The organism is Rhodococcus sp. 077-4, assembly GCF_047782425.1.
Lineage (GTDB): Bacteria > Actinomycetota > Actinomycetes > Mycobacteriales > Mycobacteriaceae > Rhodococcoides.
This window is the reverse complement of sequence record NZ_JAJPWC010000004.1, coordinates 130658-148078: the sequence shown is the minus strand read 5'-3', so window position 1 is coordinate 148078 and position 17421 is coordinate 130658. Positions and strand designations below refer to the sequence as shown.

The following is a 17421-nucleotide window of genomic DNA, read 5'->3' as shown; positions in this document are numbered from 1 at the left end:
GACACCGTTCTGTTGTGCCGTAGTGGCCCGTCAGGAAACAACGGTTCTCGAGCGGGCCGAGATGAACATCATCGCGGCCGGCCGATAGGGAGCAAGCAAACACGTTTTACCAGACCAGTCGTGTTGCCATGCGCAACGCGAGCAAGTTCGAAGAAGCAAGGGGTAGCCCTCCGATGGCAACGTACGCGATCGTCAAGACCGGCGGAAAGCAGTACAAGGTCGCTGTTGGTGACCTCGTCAAGGTCGAGAAGATCGAGGGAGCGCCCGGCACTGCTGTCTCGCTTGCTCCGGTCCTCGTCGTAGACGGATCCGACCTGACCACAGATGCAGACAAGCTGGCGAAGATCTCGGTCGCCGGTGAGATCGTCGAGCACACCAAGGGCCCGAAGATCCGCATCCACAAGTTCAAGAACAAGACCGGATACCACAAGCGTCAGGGACACAGGCAGAAGCTCACTGTCCTCAAGGTCACCGGCATCAAGTAACCAGGTCTCACCGGACCTGCGTTCTCCCAAGCTGATTCACCCCGAGGAGGGTATGCAACATGGCACATAAGAAGGGTGCATCAAGCTCCCGTAACGGTCGCGACTCGAATGCTCAGCGCCTCGGCGTCAAGCGTTTCGGCGGCCAGACCGTAGGCGCAGGCGAGATCCTGGTTCGTCAGCGCGGCACGCACTTCCACCCCGGCGTCAACGTCGGCCGTGGCGGCGACGACACCCTGTTCGCACTCGCCCCCGGCGCAGTCGAATTCGGTGCCAAGCGCGGTCGCAAGACCGTCAATATCGTTCCGGTCGCTGTAGAGGCCTAGTCCTTCTGCAGCGCTCGCGCTGAGGACAGCCGGCATCGGGCAATCGCTCGATTCGACTGTCCACGGCGTACGTTCACAGCTCCCGATAGGGGCGGACCAGGGTCACGAGACCGGTCCGCCCCTATCGCTTTTTTCTCCCGCTTTTTCTTTCACGAAAGGATCGAAGACAGCTATGTCACGATTCATCGACCGCGTGGTGCTGCACGTCAGCGCCGGCAAAGGTGGCAACGGCTGCTCTTCGGTTCACCGCGAAAAGTTCAAGCCTCTCGGTGGCCCGGACGGTGGCAACGGAGGACAGGGTGGCGGCGTCATTTTCGTCGTCGACAGCAACGTCCACACGCTGCTCGACTTCCACTTCTCCAGCCATGCCAAGGCGGGCAACGGAACTCAGGGCATGGGTGGCAACCGGGAGGGTGCCAACGGTGAGGATCTGATTCTCAAGGTTCCCGACGGCACCGTCGTGCTCGACAAGAAGGGCAACGTACTCGCCGACATGATCGGCGAGGGAACACGTTTCGACGCCGCTCCAGGCGGACGCGGTGGCCTCGGTAACGCAGCGCTGGCATCGAAAGCGCGTCGTGCACCCGGTTTCGCCCTGCTCGGCGAAGAGGGCATCGAGCGCGAACTCGTCCTCGAACTCAAGTCCGTCGCCGATGTGGGCCTTGTCGGTTTTCCGTCGGCCGGTAAGTCGTCGCTGGTCTCGGTGCTGTCCGCAGCCAAGCCGAAGATCGCCGATTACCCCTTCACCACTCTGGTTCCGAACCTCGGAGTCGTCTCCAGCGGCGACACCACGTTCACCGTCGCCGACGTACCCGGGTTGATCCCCGGAGCGAGTCAGGGTCGAGGTCTCGGTCTCGACTTCCTGCGTCACCTCGAACGATGCGCAGTCCTTGCACACGTGGTCGACTGCGCCACATTGGATCCTGGACGCGATCCCATCTCCGACGTCGACGCCCTCGAATCCGAGTTGGCCGCATACAAGCCTGCTCTGTCCGGAGACGCCAGCCTCGGCGATCTCGCCGATCGGCCCCGCATCGTCGTGTTGAACAAGGCCGACATTCCAGAGGGCGCCGAGCTCGCCGAGATGGTCACCGCCGAGTTCGAGTCCCGCGGCTGGCCGGTTTTCACCATCTCGGCGGTGACGCGCGCCGGTCTCAAGCCGTTGACCTTTGCACTGGCGAAGCTCGTCGAGGACTATCGCACCGCGCATCCGGCCGCCGAGCCGAAGCGCCAGGTGCTGCGCCCGGTCGCCAAGAACGACGACAGCTTCAAGGTCGTCAAGGACCCGGATGTCCCGGACGGCTTCATCGTTCGCGGTACCCGACCGGAGCGGTGGGTGCGCCAGACGCAGTTCACCAACGACGAGGCCGTCGGTTATCTCGCGGACCGGCTCGCACGGCTCGGCGTCGAGGACGCGCTCATCAAGGCCGGCGCTCAGCCCGGTGCGTCGGTCACCATCGGTGAGGTGTCGTTCGACTGGGAGCCGCAGACTCCGGCCGGTGTCGAGATCACGATGACCGGCCGTGGCACCGATGCTCGTCTGGATCAAGTCGAACGCATCGGTGCATCCGAACGTAAGCATGCCCGCCAGGTACGTCGCGGGCTCGATACCGAACAGGAGTAGACGTGGTGTCGGTGCGTGAATCCGATTCGCCCGTAACGGCTCTCACCGATACCCGTCGTACGATCGCCGATGCCAAGCGCATCGTGGTCAAGATCGGTTCGTCGGCGCTCACCAGCCTCGACACCGGCCTGGATCTGAGTCGACTCGATCTGCTCGCGGACGCCATCGAGTCGCGAATGCGCAGCGGAACCGACGTAGTGGTCGTATCGTCCGGCGCGATCGGGGCGGGGATGGCTCCTCTCGGCCTGACCAAACGGCCCCGAGACCTCGCGACAAAGCAGGCTGCCGCGAGCGTCGGCCAGCTCGCATTGGTGCACGCGTGGAGTTCGTCGTTCCACCGGTACGGGCGAACGGTGGGGCAGGTGCTGTTGACCGCAGAGGACATCGCCCGTCGTACCAACCATCGCAACGCGCAGCGCACCCTCGATCGGCTTCGTTCGCTCGGTGCCGTTGCCATCGTCAACGAGAACGACACGGTCGCCACGGCGGAGATCCGGTTCGGCGACAACGATCGCCTGGCCGCTCTGGTGGCACACCTCGTCGGCGCGGACGCACTCTTCCTGCTCTCGGACGTGGACGGGTTGTACGACGGTGATCCCCGTAAGGGCAAGGCGACTCTGATCCCCGAGGTGACCAGCCCCGAGGATCTCGACGGTGTCGTCGCCGGGTCGGGGGGAGCGCTCGGTACCGGCGGAATGGCGTCCAAACTGTCCGCTGCCCGTCTCGCGGCCGATGCCGGTGTCCCGGTGTTGCTGGCCGCGGCATCCGACGCGGCACACGCGCTGACGACGTCCGAGGTCGGCACTGCGTTCGCTGCCCGCCCGACGCGACTGTCGGCTCGCAAGTTCTGGGTTCGTCACGCCGCCGATGCCGCGGGGGAACTGCACCTCGACGCCGGAGCCGTGCGAGCGGTGGTGGAGCGACGACGTTCGTTGTTGTCCGCTGGCATCACGTCGGTGACGGGGTCTTTCCACGGCGGCGACGTGGTCTCACTCGTCGACCACGACGGTGTGTTGGTGGCTCGCGGAGTCGTTGCATACGACTCGGTAGAGCTGGCCGGCATGCTCGGGCGGTCGACGGGGGAGCTGGCTGCAGAGCTACAGCGTCCGGTGGTTCACGCAGACGATCTGGTTCCTGCCTGATCTGCGGCGTCGGCAAGCGCGGTCGCTGTCTCCGAGCAACCCGCATGCACTGTGAGAGAAGCGAATTCATCGCCGCGCGTGGTTCCTCGATTGACGATCACAATGGGTTTTGCGGTCTTGAACGCGTGTCTGACGAAGCGCAGTCCGGACATCACGGTCAACGAGGATCCGAGTACCAGCAGCGCGTCGCTTCGGTCGACGAGGTCGTACGCCTCGGCGACGCGCGGCTTCGGAACGCTCTCGCCGAAATAGACGATGTCGGGTTTCAGTATGCCCGAACATGATTCACAGTCGACCATCATGAAATGTGCGGTCGAGGAAATGATCGCGTCCGCGTCGGGGGCGATCTCCACGCCCTCGGCCGGCGCAACCGATTCGAGAAAGCCGGGATTGGCCCGATCGAGCCGTCGGGCCAGCTCGAAGCGTGAGATCAATCGTTCGCAGTTCAGACAGCGAACGCGGGCGTAGACGCCGTGTAGGTCGATGACGTTTCGGCTACCCGCCTTGGTGTGCAGCATGTCGACGTTCTGGGTGATGATCCCGGTGAGTACGCCTGCCCGTTCGAGTCGGGCGAGTGCTCGGTGTCCGTTGTTGGGCACGGCGGCGTCCATGTGTCGCCACCCGACGTGGTTACGCGCCCAGTAGTGCCGACGGAATTCGGCGTCACCGATGAACTGTTGGAACGTCATCGGGTTGCGCGGCGGAGATTGCGGACCTCGATAGTCGGGGATCCCCGAGCCGGTTGACATGCCCGCACCGCTGACGACGGTGATCGTCGCGCCGTCGAGCAGCGAGGTCAAGTGCTCGTACGTTTCGGCCGGGACGGTGGGTGCATTCACTTCGTCCAGAATAGCGACCGATCGTGGAGCGAGCACCGTACCGACGCACAACGGCCCGCACGGACGCCGAAGCGTCGGTACGGGCCGGGTGGGAAAGCCGGTGTTACGCAGGTACCTCGATGAGGGGGTACACACCGTTCTCGTCGTGCGTCTCGTTGCCGACGACGGGAGGGTTGAACACGCAGAGCATGCGCATCTGGGTGCGAGGCTCGACCGTATGACGTTCGTGGCCGTTGAGCAGGTACATCGAGCCCGGGCCGAGTTCGTAGGTTTCGCCGGTCTCGCGGTCCGTCAGTGTTCCCTCGCCTTCGATGAGCCAGACGGCCTCGACGTGGTTGGCGTAGTGGAAGTTGTTGACCGTGCCGGCCTGGATCGTGGTCTCGTGAAACGAGAAGCCGACCTTGTCGCCGCCGAGAATGATCCTCTTGCTGCGCCAGTTGCCGTCTTCGCTCGAGATGTCGCGGTCGGTTCCGGTGATCTCCTGCGTGGTGCGAACGATCATACAATGTCCTCCTTCGATATCTGTGCGTGCGAACGGAACTCTAGGAGAGCACCTTCGCCACAGCACTTTCGATGATGTCCAGGCCGCAGTCGAGTTCGTCGATCGTGGTGGTCAACGGGGGAAGCAGTTTGACGACCTCGTCCTTCGGGCCCGCGGTCTCGACGAGCAAGCGCTCGTCGTAGCACAGCTGAGAAACCTTGCCGGCCAACTCGGCATCGTCGAAGACCAGAGCCTGAACCATGCCGCGTCCCCGGGTGGAGATGCCGTCGAACTTGGCGCACAGCTTGATGAACCGATCCTGGATGTGCTCGCCCTTGGCGAGGGTTTCCTTCTCGAACTTGTCGTCGGACCAGTAGTGATCGATGGCAGCCTTCGCCGTGACGAACGAGGGGTTGAATCCGCGGAAGGTGCCGTTGTGCTCGCCCGGAGCCCAGACGTCGAGCTCGGGCTTGAAGAGCGTCAGCGCCAGGGGCATGCCGTAGCCGCCGATGGACTTGGACAGCGTGACGATGTCCGGGGTGATGCCGGCCTCCTCGAACGAGAAGAACTGGCCGGTGCGTCCGCAGCCCATCTGGACGTCGTCGACGATCAGCAGGATCTCGCGGCGTGAGCACAGCTCGGCGAGTGCGCGCAGCCACTCGGGGCGCGCGACGTTGATGCCGCCCTCACCCTGAATGGTTTCCACGATCACGGCAGCCGGACGGTTGAATCCGCTGCCGGAGTCGTCGAGCACGCGCTCGAACCACTGAAAGTCCTCGGTGACGCCGCCGAAGTAGTTGTCGTAAGGCATCGGAGTGGTGTGTACCAACGGGATTCCGGCGCCAGCTCGCTTCATCGAGTTGCCGGTGACCGACAACGCGCCGAGGGTCATTCCGTGGAATGCGTTGGTGAAGTTGATGATCGCTTCGCGGCCGGTGACCTTGCGGGCAAGCTTGAGTGCCGCTTCCACCGTGTTGGTACCGGTCGGGCCGGGGAACTGAACCTTGTAGTCCAGGCCGCGGGGATCGAGGATGTTCTTCTTGAACGACTCGAGGAACTCGCGCTTGGCCACTGTCGACATGTCCAGTCCGTGAGTGATGCCGTCGCTGGTGATGTAGTCGACCAACGCACTCTTGATCATGTCGTTGTTGTGGCCGTAGTTGAGAGCGCCTGCGCCACCGAAGAAATCGAGGTAGTCGTTGCCGTTCTCGTCCGTGATCACCGAGTCCTTCGCAGTGGAGAACACGGCCGGCCACTGGCGGCTGTAGCTACGCACGCCGGACTCGACGGTCTCGAACACATCGGGCTTCTCTGTTGTCACAGTGTTCTTTTCGGTCATGTTCTGCTTGTTCCTTTCGTAATTCCGCGACGCGTCGGGGCCTACGGTGTAGAGCTCCTCGGCTTCGTGGCTATCAGGGAAATCGTTGGGCGCGAACAAATCCGACTTGACGATGTCGGTGCCTCGCTTGCGTGCGAGGCTCGTGAAGGTTGCGATGGACGCTTCGTTGTCCGGGCTGATCGTCGTTTCCAGATGCGTGATGCCCTGTGGCTCGAGGCGGTCGAGCAGCTCCATCAGCATGCGACCGGCAAGTCCCTTGCCACGCTGGTCCGCATCCACGGCGACCTGCCACACGAACAGTGTGTGCGGGGCGTCCTGGCGGATGTACCCGGTGACGAAACCGACTGCGCGGCCGTCGATGTCGGATACGACTGTGGTAGCCGCGAAGTCACGGCACCACAACACGTACGAGTAGCTGGAATTGAGATCCAGAACTCGCGAATCTCTTGCGATCTCCCAGAGCCGGACTCCGTCGGAGATCTGTGGCTTACGAAACTTCACTGCGTCCGGCGCAGTGAGCGGGGTACCTCTCAGCAATACAGGCTTCATAGGAAATACAAACGTAACAAGGTCGCCATGGCATATCGAGTGAGCGCGGAGATCGACGTCCGAATCGGACGCGCTTCCCCAGGTTAACCGTCGATTGTGATGGTGCTCACACAAACGTGACCCGGCTGGCTGTACCCAGTGCTACGAAATTCAAACCAACCCGCTCCGGCCGGCTGCTACTTCGGTGTTGCAAGAGCGAACGGGAGCACCGCCTGTGCACCTGCCGACTTCAATGCGGCCGTTGCACACGTGAACGTCCACCCGGTGTCGGTGAGCAGATCGATCAGGAGAATCGGCCCTGTCACGGACGATACGTCCGGAACGTCCCACGAGTCCACCAGTCCGGCGACTCGGAACGCAGAATTGGCGGCCGAGACCGGTGGATGACCGGCCCTGACCTGCATAATCCCGAGATCGCTCAACTTTCCGACGGTTGCCAATCGTTCGGCGATCGACCGCACCAACAACGGATGGGTGGGGGAGTCGAGGGCCAGAACGGCCGTGGGCCGCTCCTTCCAATCCCAATTGGCGAGGACGGTGATGCATGCCTTCTCAAGCGAATCGGTGGCCGGCGCGTCGGGCGCGTCGAGTAGAGCGCGCAGACGGCTGCCCCAACCGAGGTCGGTGAGTCGGCCCAGGACGCGGCCGGGCTCGTGTGGGTCCGCGATCTTGCCCGAGAGCGATACTCCCAGCTTCTTCATGCCGCTGGGCCACTGCTTTCTCGGCTGCAGGTCGATACCCGGCCGATCCAGCCGCGCCTTCGCCGAGTCGACCGAGGCGGCGTCCACCGAAGCCGACAGGTACTCGCCCGTGCAGTTGTCGCACCGTCCGCAGCGATCGGACTCGCTACCGGGTGCGCTCAGGTCAGGATCGTCGAGTTGCCGCCGCAGGAACTCCATCCGGCAGCCGTCGGTGCGCTGGTAGTCGATCATCGCCTGCTGTTCGCGGTCCCTGGCCTGTTCGAGCCGCTCGTAGCGGCCCGCGTCGTAGCTCCACTGCTCCCCGGTCGCCATCCAACCGCCACGAACACGCCTGACCGCGCCGTCGACGTCGAGAACCTTCAGCACCATCTCCAGCCTGCTTCGATTGAGTTCGACGAGAGGCTCGAGTGCCTGCGTCGATTGAGCCTTGTCGGTGTTCAAGGCGTCGATGACCTGCCGCACCAGATGCTCGCGTGGGAACGCCACGGAGGCGAAGTAGCTCCAGATCTGCCGATCCTCGTGACCGGGAAGCAACACCACGTCGGCTCGCTCGGTCGCGCGTCCGGCACGGCCGACCTGCTGGTAGTACGAAATGGGAGACGACGGTGCCCCCATGTGTACGACGAATCCGAGATCCGGCTTGTCGAACCCCATGCCCAGCGCGGACGTCGCGACCAGAGCCTTGACTCGGTTCGCCAACAGGTCACCCTCGAGCGATTCGCGCTCGGTCGGGTCCGTTTGACCGGTGTACGACGCCACCACATGGCCCTGATCGGTGAGCATCGCGGCAAGGTCCTTGGCGGCAGACACCGTCAAGGTGTAGATGATTCCGGAACCGGGCAGCGTCTTCAGATGATCGCCGAGCCACGCCGCCCGTTCGGTGGCGTTGTCGATCTTCACCACTGCCATGCGCAGCGAGTCGCGGGCGAGCCCGCCGCGCAGGACGAGCGTGTCGCCGCCGCCGACACCGAGCTGCGCCGCAACGTCGTCCACAACCCGGTCGTTGGCCGTCGCCGTGGTCGCCAGCACAGGGATACCGTCACGAAGCTCTGCGATCAGAGTACGAATGCGTCGATAGTCGGGCCGGAAATCGTGGCCCCAATCGGAGACGCAGTGTGCTTCGTCGACGACGACGAGGCCGGCATCCCCGGCCAGGGATGGCAGCACCTGATCGCGGAAATCGGGATTGTTCAGTCGCTCCGGACTGACCAGCAACACATCGAGCTCACCCGACGCGACCTGCTGATGAATGTCGTCCCACTCGGTCATGTTTCCGGAGTTGATGGTGGCCGCCCGGACGCCTGCCCGTTCGGCGGACGCCACCTGGTTGCGCATCAGCGCCAACAGTGGCGAGACGATCACCGTCGGACCCAGCCCCTGCGCGCGCAACAACTTGGCGGCGATGAAATAGACGGCCGACTTGCCCCAGCCGGTCCGCTGCACCACCAGCGCCCGCCGCCGGTGCACGACGAGGGCTTCGATGGCCGTCCACTGGTCTTCCCGCAGCACCGCGTCGGGGCCGGCCAGTTCACGCAACAGCCTCTCGGCGTCGTCGCGCAAGTTGCCCACGGTCGCGTGCGTTGCTGTCGTCATACTGTCCATCGTGCAGCATCGGTACGACAGAGAACGGAGCCGCCGATGAGCAGCCCGAACAACGACCCGGCACCACACCGGCAATTCACGGCACTGGCAACGGTGTTCGTCGGTGGTGTGGCAGGCACGGCAGCTCGCTACGCGATCGAGGCGCAGCTGCCGCATTCGGCGTCGCAGTGGCCCACAGCAACTTTCGGAATCAACATTCTCGGCGCATTCGTGCTCGGCCTTCTGCTCGAGTCGCTGCTTCGCGGTGGGCCCGATACAGGAGTTCGGCGCAGGCTGCGGTTGCTGGGAGGTACCGGATTCTGCGGCGCGTTCACCACCTACAGCACATTCGCCTTCGAGACCGTCGAGGGGTTCCGAGGCGGGTTCACCGGACTGGCGATCGCCTACGCAGTGGTCAGCGTGGTTGTCGGAATAATCGCCGCCTGGGCTGGAATTGTGCTCGGCGGCAGGGTGATTCGATGATCGCGCTATGGGTGGCCTCGGCCGGCGGGTTGGGCGCAGTCGTCCGGTTCTTCGTCGATGCAGAAGTGAAGGCCCGTCTCGCGGCGCGGACGAAATTCCCGTGGGCGACGGTCGGCATCAACGTCTCCGGATCGTTTCTGCTGGGTGTGATCGCCGGATGGGTGATGTTTCGGGCCGGATCGACCGACGTCCAAGCCGTCATCGGCACCGGATTCTTGGGCGGCTACACCACGTTCAGCACCGCGAGTGTGGAGACTGTGCGGCTGCTTCAGCAGGGGCGTCGGCAAGACGCTGTCGTCAACGCGACAGTCACCTTGCTTGCGTCCGTGCTCGCATGCGGCGCAGGACTGGCGCTCGCGTCCTCGATATGACGACGCGAGCGCTCTGCTCATGCCTGACTGACGCGCACCATGTTGCCGGCCGGATCACGGAAAGCCGCGTCGCGTGCGCCCCACGGCTGACTGGTCGGTTCCTGCAGGATCTCGGCAGTCCCTGCCGCCCGGATCTTCTCGAAGGCCGCGTCGAGGTCATCGGCACGGAACAGCAGGCCCGGTAGTTCGCCCTTGGCGAGCAATGCTGCGATCTGATCGCCGAGTTCTTTCGAACGTCCCGCGTGCGGCTGGGACAGCACGATCTCGATCTCGGGTTGATCGTTGGGAGACAGGGTGATCCAGCGGTAGCCGTCGTTGGCGACCTCGCTCTTCACCTCGAGTCCCAGGGCGTCCCGGTAGAAGGCGAGCGAGGCATCGGGATCGTCGGTGTAGACGTGAACGTGGCTCAGTGAAAGTGTCATGGAGAAAGGCTAGGACGCTCCGGCTGCCGATGCTTCTCCGATTCTGCTCGGTTCTGCGACAGTGCTGCGCACAGGCCGACCCATGACCATGGCGGTGCAGCTCGGTACTGCCTGGCCGGCGCGGTGATCGCGGGCCCGGTACGCACTGGGTGTTTCACCGACGATCTCGGTGAACCGAGAACTGAACGATCCGAGGCTGGTACACCCCACGGCGAAGCACGCCTCGGTGACACTGACATCTCCGCGGCGCAGCAAGGCTTTTGCGCGCTCGATCCGTCGAGTCATCAAGTGGGCGTACGGTGTTTCGCCGTACGCCTCGCGGAAACGACGACTGAAGTGCGCGGTGGACATCAAAGCAGTTCGGGCCAGGGTCGGGACGTCGAGCGGCTCGGAGAATTCGCGATCCATACGGTCGCGTGCGCGGCGGAGAAGTCGGAGCTCCTCGAGGTCAGGTGTTTTCATCTCCCAGCCGCGTCTCGGAGTGCCTCTATCTCGTCGCGTGTACCCGAGGATGCGCTTGCGCCCGGCCGGGTGGCGGCGAAAGAACCTGCAACACAGGCCCACTCGACAGCGCGGCGCGGTCCGTCGAACCAGCATGCGGCCAGGGCTCCGGCAAATGCGTCGCCGGCTCCGGTGGTGTCGACGGCGTCGACGCGCGGCGCGGCGACCTCGAACGACTCGGAGCCGCTGTAGCCAGCGCCCTTGGCACCCAGTGTGGTGATCACGTGCTCGACGCGGCCGGCTCCGAGTCCGATGCGCGCTTCCTCCGCTTCGTTGACCACCAGGACGTCGGTGTTCTCGATCAGGATGTCGGGCAACTCTTGTACCGGTGACGGATTGAGCATGGTGACGACGTCGCGAGCGCGGGCGTATTCGAATGCCGCGATCACCGTATCGAGTGGGATTTCCAACTGGCACAGAAGAATATCGGCATCGGCTATGACGGCACGGTCGTCGTCGGTGAGTTCGCGGACGCCGGAGTTGGCACCGGGGACGACGACGATGCTGTTCTCCGCGTGGTCGTCGACGGTGATGGCCGCTATGCCACTCGAGCCTGCTGACGTGCGCAGGGCGCGGTCGTTCACGCCTGCACCGGTGAGCGTGAGTCGGAGTGTTCCACCGAATTCGTCGTCTCCGACGGCTCCGATGAATGTCACCCGCGCACCCGCCTTGGCGGCAGCGACGGCCTGGTTGGCACCTTTGCCACCCGGGGTGGTGTGAAACGACGTTCCCAGCACCGTTTCGCCGGGTTCGGGCAAGGACGGGGTTCGAGTGATCAGGTCCATGTTGACGCTGCCGAGCACGACGATGTGGGGGTTCGAGGCGGACACGAACGAACTGTATCGCCACGCGGTGAACGGTGGCTCCGGTCTGCTAATTGCAGATTGTTGACAATCCGTTTTGGTTGGGTGACGATGGCTGCTATGACAGCGTCGACTCGCACCCATCTCAGCCCGGCACTCAAGCAGGCGACCCCGATCGTCGTCGATCACGGAAAGGGCAGCTGGATCATCGGTACGGACGGTCGCAAGTACCTCGACTTCACCACCGGTATCGGAGTCACGAGTACCGGGCACTGCCATCCTCGCGTGGTCGAGGCCGCTCGCGAGCAGGTGGGCAAGATCATCCACGCGCAGTACACGACCGTCATGCACCAACCACTGCTGGCCTTGACCGACAAGCTCGGCGAGGTACTGCCTGCCGGGCTCGACAGCGTGTTCTACGCCAATTCCGGCTCCGAGGCCGTCGAGGCGTCGATTCGGTTGGCGCGCATGGCAACCGGACGGCCGAATATCATCGCCTTCCACGGCGGTTTCCACGGGCGCACGGTCGCGGCGGCGTCGTTGACCACGGCGGGAACCAAGTTTCGCTCAGGATTTTCGCCGATCATGGGTGGTGTGCACATCGCGCCGTTCCCGTACGCCTTCCGGTACGGCTGGGACATGGACACCGCAGTCGCGTTCGCGCTCAAGGAGCTCGACTACCTGTTGATGACGATGTCCAGTCCCGCCGACACCGCAGCGTTCATCATCGAACCCGTACTAGGCGACGGTGGCTATCTGCCCACGCCCCCGGAATTTCTCGAGGGACTCCGCGAACGCGCGGACACCCACGGAATCGTTCTCATTGTCGACGAGGTGCAGGCAGGTGTCGGACGCACCGGAAAGTTCTGGGGGCACCAGCATTCCTCGATCACGCCCGACATCGTCATCACCGCAAAGGGCTTGGCCAGCGGGTTCCCCATCTCGGCGATCGCGGCATCGACCGAGTTGATGGGCAAGGCGTGGCCCGGATCGCAGGGCGGAACGTACGGCGGCAATGCAGTTGCCGCTGCTGCGGGTGTCGCGACACTCGACGTCGTGCGTGAGGAGGGTCTGGTCGCCAACGCTGCCGCGCAGGGGCAGGTTCTGCTCGACGGCCTGCTCGCGCTGAAGGCGGAGCACCCTGCCATCGGCGACGCTCGGGGGCTCGGCTTGATGCAGGCACTCGAATTCGTCGACAGCGCAGGTAATCCCGACGCTGGTGCCGCTCTGCGCGTGCAGCAGGCCGCGATCGACGAGGGGCTGTTGCTCCTCACCTGTGGCGCGCTCGGCAACGTCGTTCGGATCATCCCGGCATTGATCGTCAGCGACGACGAAATGCGGCTGGGCCTCGAGGCTCTGTCGCGCACGCTGAAGAACGTGCTGTGACCTCTGCTCCCGTTCGGTCACCGGCTCCCGTACTCGTGCAGCGAGTGCGGGAATTGGGGATCGAGATCGACGACTCCTCCCGGCGTCTCGCCGAGTACTCCTACGACGCCTCGAACTACCGAATCCCGCCTGCGGCCGTCGTTTTCCCACGCAGTGCCGAGGAAGTCGCTGCCGTGGTGACGGTGTGCGCGGGCGCGGGAGTTCCGATCATCGGGCGCGGCGGCGGAACATCCATGGCAGGCAACGCAATCGGCCGCGGAGTCGTCCTCGACTTCTCTCGTCACATGAACCGCGTGATCTCGGTCGACACCGACTCCCGAACCGCCGTGGTGGAACCGGGAATCGTGATCTCCGAGTTACAGCGTGAGCTGGTGGCGCGCACGGCAGGGGCGTTCACGTTCGCCCCCGACCCGTCCAGCAAGACACGCGCGACCGTCGGCGGGGCAGTCGGCAACGATGCGTGCGGTAACCACTCGGTTCGCTACGGTCGAACAGCGGACCACACGGTGGCGATGGATGTGGTGACCGCCGAGGGTCACCTACTCCGGGTCACTCGTAGCGGGGTGGCGGCAGTGCATTCCGAGGATGCGGCGGCAGTCGATGCGGCCGAACGTATTTCGCGAGAGCTGCACGCATTGGCGGCCGACAACCTGGCTCTCTTCAGAGTCGAGCTGGGTCGTATTCCGCGCCAGGTCTCGGGATTTCACCTGTCGCACCTGCTGCCCGAGAACGGGTTCGACGTCGCCCGTGCACTTGTCGGTAGCGAGGGCACGTGCGCGGTGATCGTCTCGGTCACCGTCACTGTCGTGCCGGTTCCTCCGGCTGCGCTGTTGCTCTGCCTCGGATACGAGGACGTGGTGGCTGCGGCAGCCGACGTGATGGCCATTCTCGAGTTCTCGCCCGCCGCGGTGGAGGGTATCGACGACAACATCGCGCAGACGATGGAGTTTCGTCGTGGACCGGACTCCGTGCGCGGTTTGCCTGCGGGAAACGCCTGGCTGTACGTCGACCTCGACGGAGCCGACACCGCCGAGGTGGAGGACAAGGCCGCTCGCTTGCTCGAGGCGCTCGGGCGTCTCGGTCGCGTGAAGGAGGGCCGTATCGTCACCGACCCGGCCGATCGAACGGCGCTGTGGCGAGTACGTGAGGACGGTGCAGGTCTGGCCACCCGCCTGGCGAGCGGAGTCGAGTCCTGGGGAGGCTGGGAGGACGCGGCCGTCGCACCCGAGAACCTGTCCGCCTATCTGGCCGACTTGAATGTGCTTCTGACAGAACATGGTCTGACCGGGGTGATGTACGGGCACTTCGGTGCAGGATGCATGCACGTGCGCATCACGTTCGATCAACGCACCGAGGCCGGGCGACGGGTGATGTACGACTTCCTGCGCGCCGCCGCGCGGGTGGTCGTCGAGCACGGCGGCAGTCTGTCGGGTGAGCACGGTGACGGCAGGGCTCGCTCGGAACTGCTGCCGGTGATGTACTCGCCCCGCATGCTCGACGCGTTCGCGCGCTTCAAGCAAATCTGGGACCCCCGCGGAATTCTCAATCCGGGGTCGATCACCGATCCGGAACCGATGATGGACAACCTCATGCTGCAGGGTATTCCGCAGCGCGAGTGGAAGACGACCTTCGATCTCCATCAGATCGGAACGCGTGCCGATCTGGATCCGTTCGTGCACGCAACTCAGTCGTGTGTCGGCGTCGGTAAGTGTCGCACGACTTCTGGAGGCGTCATGTGTCCCAGCTTCCGCGCGACGGGCGACGAGAAGGATTCGACGCGGGGCCGCGCCCGGGTATTGCAGGAGATGGTGCGCAGTTCTCCGACGGTCGCGGACGGGTGGGCCTCGAAGGACGTGGCCGAATCGCTCGACCTGTGTCTGTCGTGCAAGGCCTGCTCGTCCGACTGCCCGGTGGGGGTGGACATGGCGACGTACAAGTCGGAGTTCCTCGATCATCACTACGCGCGGCGACTGCGCCCGCTCTCGCACTATTCGCTGGGGTGGCTGCCCCTCTGGCTGAAGGTGACGCAGCGAACGGCACCGTTGCTCAACCGTTTGCTGACCCCGCGCATCGCGGCCTTGGCGGCGCGACTCGGCGGGCTGACCACCGAGCGTCCGTTACCGCGATTCGCATCGGCGAAGGAACTGGGGCGAGAACTTCGCATCGGCGGAGGCCGCGACGCGGATGTGGTGCTGATCGTCGACACGTTCACCCAGGGCTTCCGACCCGAGGTCGCAGGCGCAGCGCAGCGGGTGCTCGAGGATTCCGGACGCAGCACCGAATGCAGAACCGACGTCTGCTGCGCACTGACCTGGATTTCTACGGGCCAGCTGAAGACTGCGCGCAAGCACCTGACGAAAACCGTTGCCGCACTCGATGATGGGACCGACCGGCCGATCGTCGTGACCGAACCCAGCTGTGCTGCGGCGTTCCGCAAGGATATGCCCGAGCTGGTTCCCACGGCCGCCGCGAGAAGGGTCGCGGCACGGGTGCAGAGCTTCGCGGGAGCGGTGATCGATCAGGCCTCCGCCGGGTGGGTGCCGTCGGCACCGGTTCCGGAATCGGTGACAGTGCAGACTCACTGCCACGAGTACGCCGTGTTCGGCAACGCCACGCAACGCACCGCCCTGGCCTCCGTCGGCATCGAATCGGTGCGCGAGGCCACCGGATGTTGCGGCGTGGCAGGCAATTTCGGCTTCGAGTCTCGTCACTACGAGCTCAGTATGAAGGTCGCCGAGCAGGCTTTGGCACCGGCGGTACGTGCCGCCGAGCCCGACACCCCGATTCTGACCGACGGATTCTCCTGCCACATGCAGGTGCGTCAACTCACCGGTGACCTGACGAGCGATGCGTCCGTGCACCTGGCGCAGATACTCGATCCACGTTCGACGAAAGGACCGCGGCCATGAGCGCCAGTTCGACCACCAGCCTCACTCGTCCGACCATCACAGCTCCCACCGACCTGTTCATCGCAGGCACGTGGACCCCGGCAACGTCCGATGCCCGATTCGACGTGATCGATCCCGCCAGCGGCGAGGTCATCGCACGGGTCGCCGACGGAGGCATCGCCGATGCCGAGAACGCCATGGCGGCAGCGGTCGGTGCCGCCGCCGAGTGGGCCGCGACGCCGCCTCGTGCACGCAGCGAAATCCTCCGTACCGCATACGAATCGATCATGGCGCGGTCGGAAGAGCTCGCCGCGATCATCACGGCCGAAATGGGCAAGCCATTGGCCGATGCCCGCGGTGAGGTGGCCTACGGTGCCGAGTTCTTCCGCTGGTTCTCGGAAGAGGCGGTACGCATCTCGGGCGATCACACCCTCACCGGAGACGGCAAGAACCGCATCGTGGTGACGCGAGCACCGGTGGGACCGTGCATTCTCGTCACACCGTGGAACTTCCCGCTGGCCATGGGAACTCGCAAGATCGGCCCCGCATTGGCGGCAGGCTGCACCGTCGTGTTCAAGCCGGCCGAACAGACACCGCTGACCGCGCTGGCTCTGGCCGAAATTCTGCACGACGCAGGAGTTCCGAGGGGAGTGGTCAACGTGGTGACCACCACCGACGCGTCGGGTGTCGTGGGTTCGTGGATGAGCAGTGGCGCAGCCCGCAAGATCAGCTTCACCGGATCGACTGCGGTGGGCAAGATCCTGCTCGAGCAAGCTGCGTCGACGGTGATGCGCACCTCGATGGAGCTCGGCGGCAACGCGCCCTTCATCGTCATGGACGACGCGGATCTCGGTCGCGCAGTGGACGGCGCGATGGTGGCCAAGATGCGCAACATGGGCGAGGCCTGCACCGCCGCCAACCGATTCTTCGTACACCGAAGTGTCACAGCGCAGTTCGCGGACAAGCTTGCCGAACGCATGGGTGCGCTGACGGTGGGGGCCGGTAATGCGCACGGTACCGAGGTCGGGCCGCTGATCGACGACGCGGGCCGATCGAAGGTACAGACTCTCGTCGACGACGCACTCGGACGTGGTGCGCGTGCGATCGTCGGGGGAGTGGCACCTGATGGACCCGGCTATTTCTACCCGCCGACCGTCCTGACGGATGTCGACTCGACTTCGGATCTGATGTCGCAGGAAATCTTCGGCCCGGTGGCCGCGATCGTCCCGTTCGACACCGAGGACGAGGTGATCGCCCTCGCCAACGACACCGAATGGGGCCTCGTCGGATATGTCTTCACGCAGGACATCGACCGGGCTCTGCGGATGGGGGAGCGGCTCGAGGTGGGCATGGTCGGTCTCAACACGGGGCTGGTCTCCAACCCTGCGGCCCCGTTCGGCGGCGTCAAGCAATCAGGGCTCGGCCGCGAGGGCGGAAAAGTGGGAATCGACGAGTTCCTGGAGTACAAATACTTCGCAATTCCCCGAGGCTGAGAGAGGCTTT

At 64.5% G+C, this 17421-nt stretch carries 16 protein-coding genes and 1 pseudogene; 9 read left to right on the top strand and 8 right to left on the bottom strand.

Annotated features, from left to right (window positions below):
- Window positions 1–173: 173 nt before the first annotated feature.
- The 4 genes from rplU (at window position 174) to proB (ending at window position 3574) form a co-directional block, all read left to right on the top strand.
- Window positions 174–485, top strand: a complete 312-nt coding sequence (gene rplU, locus ACNEOT_RS21120; RefSeq protein ID WP_032394581.1) for a 50S ribosomal protein L21 — start codon at window positions 174–176, stop codon at window positions 483–485.
- 59 nt (window positions 486–544) lie between these two features.
- Entirely contained in the window at window positions 545–808 is a 264-nt protein-coding gene (gene rpmA, locus ACNEOT_RS21115) for a 50S ribosomal protein L27 (RefSeq protein WP_032379202.1), read from the top strand.
- Between the two features lie 172 nt (window positions 809–980).
- Window positions 981–2432, top strand: coding sequence for a GTPase ObgE (gene obgE / locus ACNEOT_RS21110; RefSeq protein WP_415976574.1), 1452 nt, complete (start codon window positions 981–983; stop codon window positions 2430–2432).
- Window positions 2433–2434: 2 nt separating this feature from the next.
- Window positions 2435–3574 carry a glutamate 5-kinase gene (proB, locus tag ACNEOT_RS21105; protein ID WP_415976573.1) on the top strand — a complete coding sequence of 380 codons (1140 nt, stop codon included), beginning with the start codon at window positions 2435–2437 and terminating at the stop codon, window positions 3572–3574.
- Here the strand turns inward: proB and ACNEOT_RS21100 are convergent.
- The 5 genes and pseudogenes from ACNEOT_RS21100 to ACNEOT_RS21080 all read right to left on the bottom strand — a co-directional run bounded on the left by ACNEOT_RS21100 (window position 3547) and on the right by ACNEOT_RS21080 (window position 9076).
- Window positions 3547–4374, bottom strand: coding sequence for a Sir2 family NAD-dependent protein deacetylase (locus ACNEOT_RS21100; RefSeq protein ID WP_415976726.1), 828 nt, complete (start codon window positions 4372–4374; stop codon window positions 3547–3549). The genes proB and ACNEOT_RS21100 overlap by 28 nt on opposite strands.
- A 142-nt stretch (window positions 4375–4516) precedes the next feature.
- Complete coding sequence (locus ACNEOT_RS21095) at window positions 4517–4915, bottom strand: ectoine synthase (protein WP_415976572.1); 399 nt, start codon at window positions 4913–4915, stop codon at window positions 4517–4519.
- 40 nt (window positions 4916–4955) lie between these two features.
- Window positions 4956–6233, bottom strand: a complete 1278-nt coding sequence (gene ectB, locus ACNEOT_RS21090; RefSeq protein ID WP_415976725.1) for a diaminobutyrate--2-oxoglutarate transaminase — start codon at window positions 6231–6233, stop codon at window positions 4956–4958.
- 48 nt (window positions 6234–6281) lie between these two features.
- A pseudogene (gene ectA, locus ACNEOT_RS21085) lies at window positions 6282–6782 on the bottom strand (diaminobutyrate acetyltransferase); the annotation flags it as partial.
- Between the two features lie 176 nt (window positions 6783–6958).
- The gene (locus ACNEOT_RS21080) at window positions 6959–9076 is read right to left on the bottom strand and encodes a RecQ family ATP-dependent DNA helicase (protein ID WP_415976571.1); all 2118 of its coding nucleotides are present in this window, start codon (window positions 9074–9076) and stop codon (window positions 6959–6961) included.
- 45 nt (window positions 9077–9121) lie between these two features.
- Here ACNEOT_RS21080 and ACNEOT_RS21075 point away from each other — a divergent pair, with 45 nt between their 5' ends.
- Entirely contained in the window at window positions 9122–9547 is a 426-nt protein-coding gene (locus tag ACNEOT_RS21075) for a fluoride efflux transporter FluC (RefSeq protein WP_415976570.1), read from the top strand.
- Complete coding sequence (crcB, locus tag ACNEOT_RS21070; RefSeq protein WP_415976569.1) at window positions 9544–9918, top strand: fluoride efflux transporter CrcB; 375 nt, start codon at window positions 9544–9546, stop codon at window positions 9916–9918. The genes ACNEOT_RS21075 and crcB overlap by 4 nt, the downstream gene beginning before the upstream one ends.
- A gap of 17 nt (window positions 9919–9935) precedes the next feature.
- On the opposite strand, the gene ACNEOT_RS21065 is transcribed toward crcB, so the two are convergent.
- From ACNEOT_RS21065 to ACNEOT_RS21055, 3 genes are read right to left on the bottom strand one after another with little or no spacing between them, the layout of a single operon-like run.
- Window positions 9936–10340 carry a VOC family protein gene (locus ACNEOT_RS21065; protein WP_415976568.1) on the bottom strand — a complete coding sequence of 135 codons (405 nt, stop codon included), beginning with the start codon at window positions 10338–10340 and terminating at the stop codon, window positions 9936–9938.
- Window positions 10341–10349: 9 nt separating this feature from the next.
- Entirely contained in the window at window positions 10350–10802 is a 453-nt protein-coding gene (locus ACNEOT_RS21060; protein WP_415976567.1) for a helix-turn-helix transcriptional regulator, read from the bottom strand.
- A complete protein-coding gene (locus ACNEOT_RS21055; RefSeq protein WP_415976724.1) occupies window positions 10799–11626 on the bottom strand; it encodes a ribokinase in 828 nt (275 codons plus the stop codon). Before ACNEOT_RS21055 ends, ACNEOT_RS21060 begins: the two co-directional genes overlap by 4 nt.
- Window positions 11627–11764: 138 nt before the next feature.
- Between ACNEOT_RS21055 and ACNEOT_RS21050 the strand changes: the two genes are divergently transcribed.
- The 3 genes from ACNEOT_RS21050 to ACNEOT_RS21040 are packed head-to-tail and all read left to right on the top strand — an operon-like array spanning window position 11765 to window position 17411.
- Complete coding sequence (locus tag ACNEOT_RS21050; protein WP_415976566.1) at window positions 11765–13030, top strand: aspartate aminotransferase family protein; 1266 nt, start codon at window positions 11765–11767, stop codon at window positions 13028–13030.
- Window positions 13027–15939: an FAD-binding and (Fe-S)-binding domain-containing protein gene (locus tag ACNEOT_RS21045; RefSeq protein WP_415976565.1), complete on the top strand. Its 2913-nt coding sequence runs from the start codon at window positions 13027–13029 to the stop codon at window positions 15937–15939. The genes ACNEOT_RS21050 and ACNEOT_RS21045 overlap by 4 nt, the downstream gene beginning before the upstream one ends.
- The gene (locus tag ACNEOT_RS21040; RefSeq protein ID WP_415976564.1) at window positions 15936–17411 is read left to right on the top strand and encodes an NAD-dependent succinate-semialdehyde dehydrogenase; all 1476 of its coding nucleotides are present in this window, start codon (window positions 15936–15938) and stop codon (window positions 17409–17411) included. The genes ACNEOT_RS21045 and ACNEOT_RS21040 overlap by 4 nt, the downstream gene beginning before the upstream one ends.
- Window positions 17412–17421: the final 10 nt, after the last annotated feature.

Bases quoted from the DNA above. Each gene is read 5' to 3' on its own strand.
- rplU (WP_032394581.1), top strand. From the start codon at position 174: ATGGCAACGTACGCGATCGTCAAGACCGGCGGAAAGCAGTACAAGGTC.
- rpmA (WP_032379202.1), top strand. From the start codon at position 545: ATGGCACATAAGAAGGGTGCATCAAGCTCCCGTAACGGTCGCGACTCG.
- obgE (WP_415976574.1), top strand. From the start codon at position 981: ATGTCACGATTCATCGACCGCGTGGTGCTGCACGTCAGCGCCGGCAAA.
- ACNEOT_RS21095 (WP_415976572.1), bottom strand. From the start codon at position 4,915: ATGATCGTTCGCACCACGCAGGAGATCACCGGAACCGACCGCGACATC.
- ectB (WP_415976725.1), bottom strand. From the start codon at position 6,233: ATGACCGAAAAGAACACTGTGACAACAGAGAAGCCCGATGTGTTCGAG.
- ACNEOT_RS21080 (WP_415976571.1), bottom strand. From the start codon at position 9,076: ATGACGACAGCAACGCACGCGACCGTGGGCAACTTGCGCGACGACGCC.
- ACNEOT_RS21075 (WP_415976570.1), top strand. From the start codon at position 9,122: ATGAGCAGCCCGAACAACGACCCGGCACCACACCGGCAATTCACGGCA.
- crcB (WP_415976569.1), top strand. From the start codon at position 9,544: ATGATCGCGCTATGGGTGGCCTCGGCCGGCGGGTTGGGCGCAGTCGTC.
- ACNEOT_RS21065 (WP_415976568.1), bottom strand. From the start codon at position 10,340: ATGACACTTTCACTGAGCCACGTTCACGTCTACACCGACGATCCCGAT.
- ACNEOT_RS21060 (WP_415976567.1), bottom strand. From the start codon at position 10,802: ATGAAAACACCTGACCTCGAGGAGCTCCGACTTCTCCGCCGCGCACGC.
- ACNEOT_RS21055 (WP_415976724.1), bottom strand. From the start codon at position 11,626: ATGGACCTGATCACTCGAACCCCGTCCTTGCCCGAACCCGGCGAAACG.
- ACNEOT_RS21050 (WP_415976566.1), top strand. From the start codon at position 11,765: ATGACAGCGTCGACTCGCACCCATCTCAGCCCGGCACTCAAGCAGGCG.
- ACNEOT_RS21040 (WP_415976564.1), top strand. From the start codon at position 15,936: ATGAGCGCCAGTTCGACCACCAGCCTCACTCGTCCGACCATCACAGCT.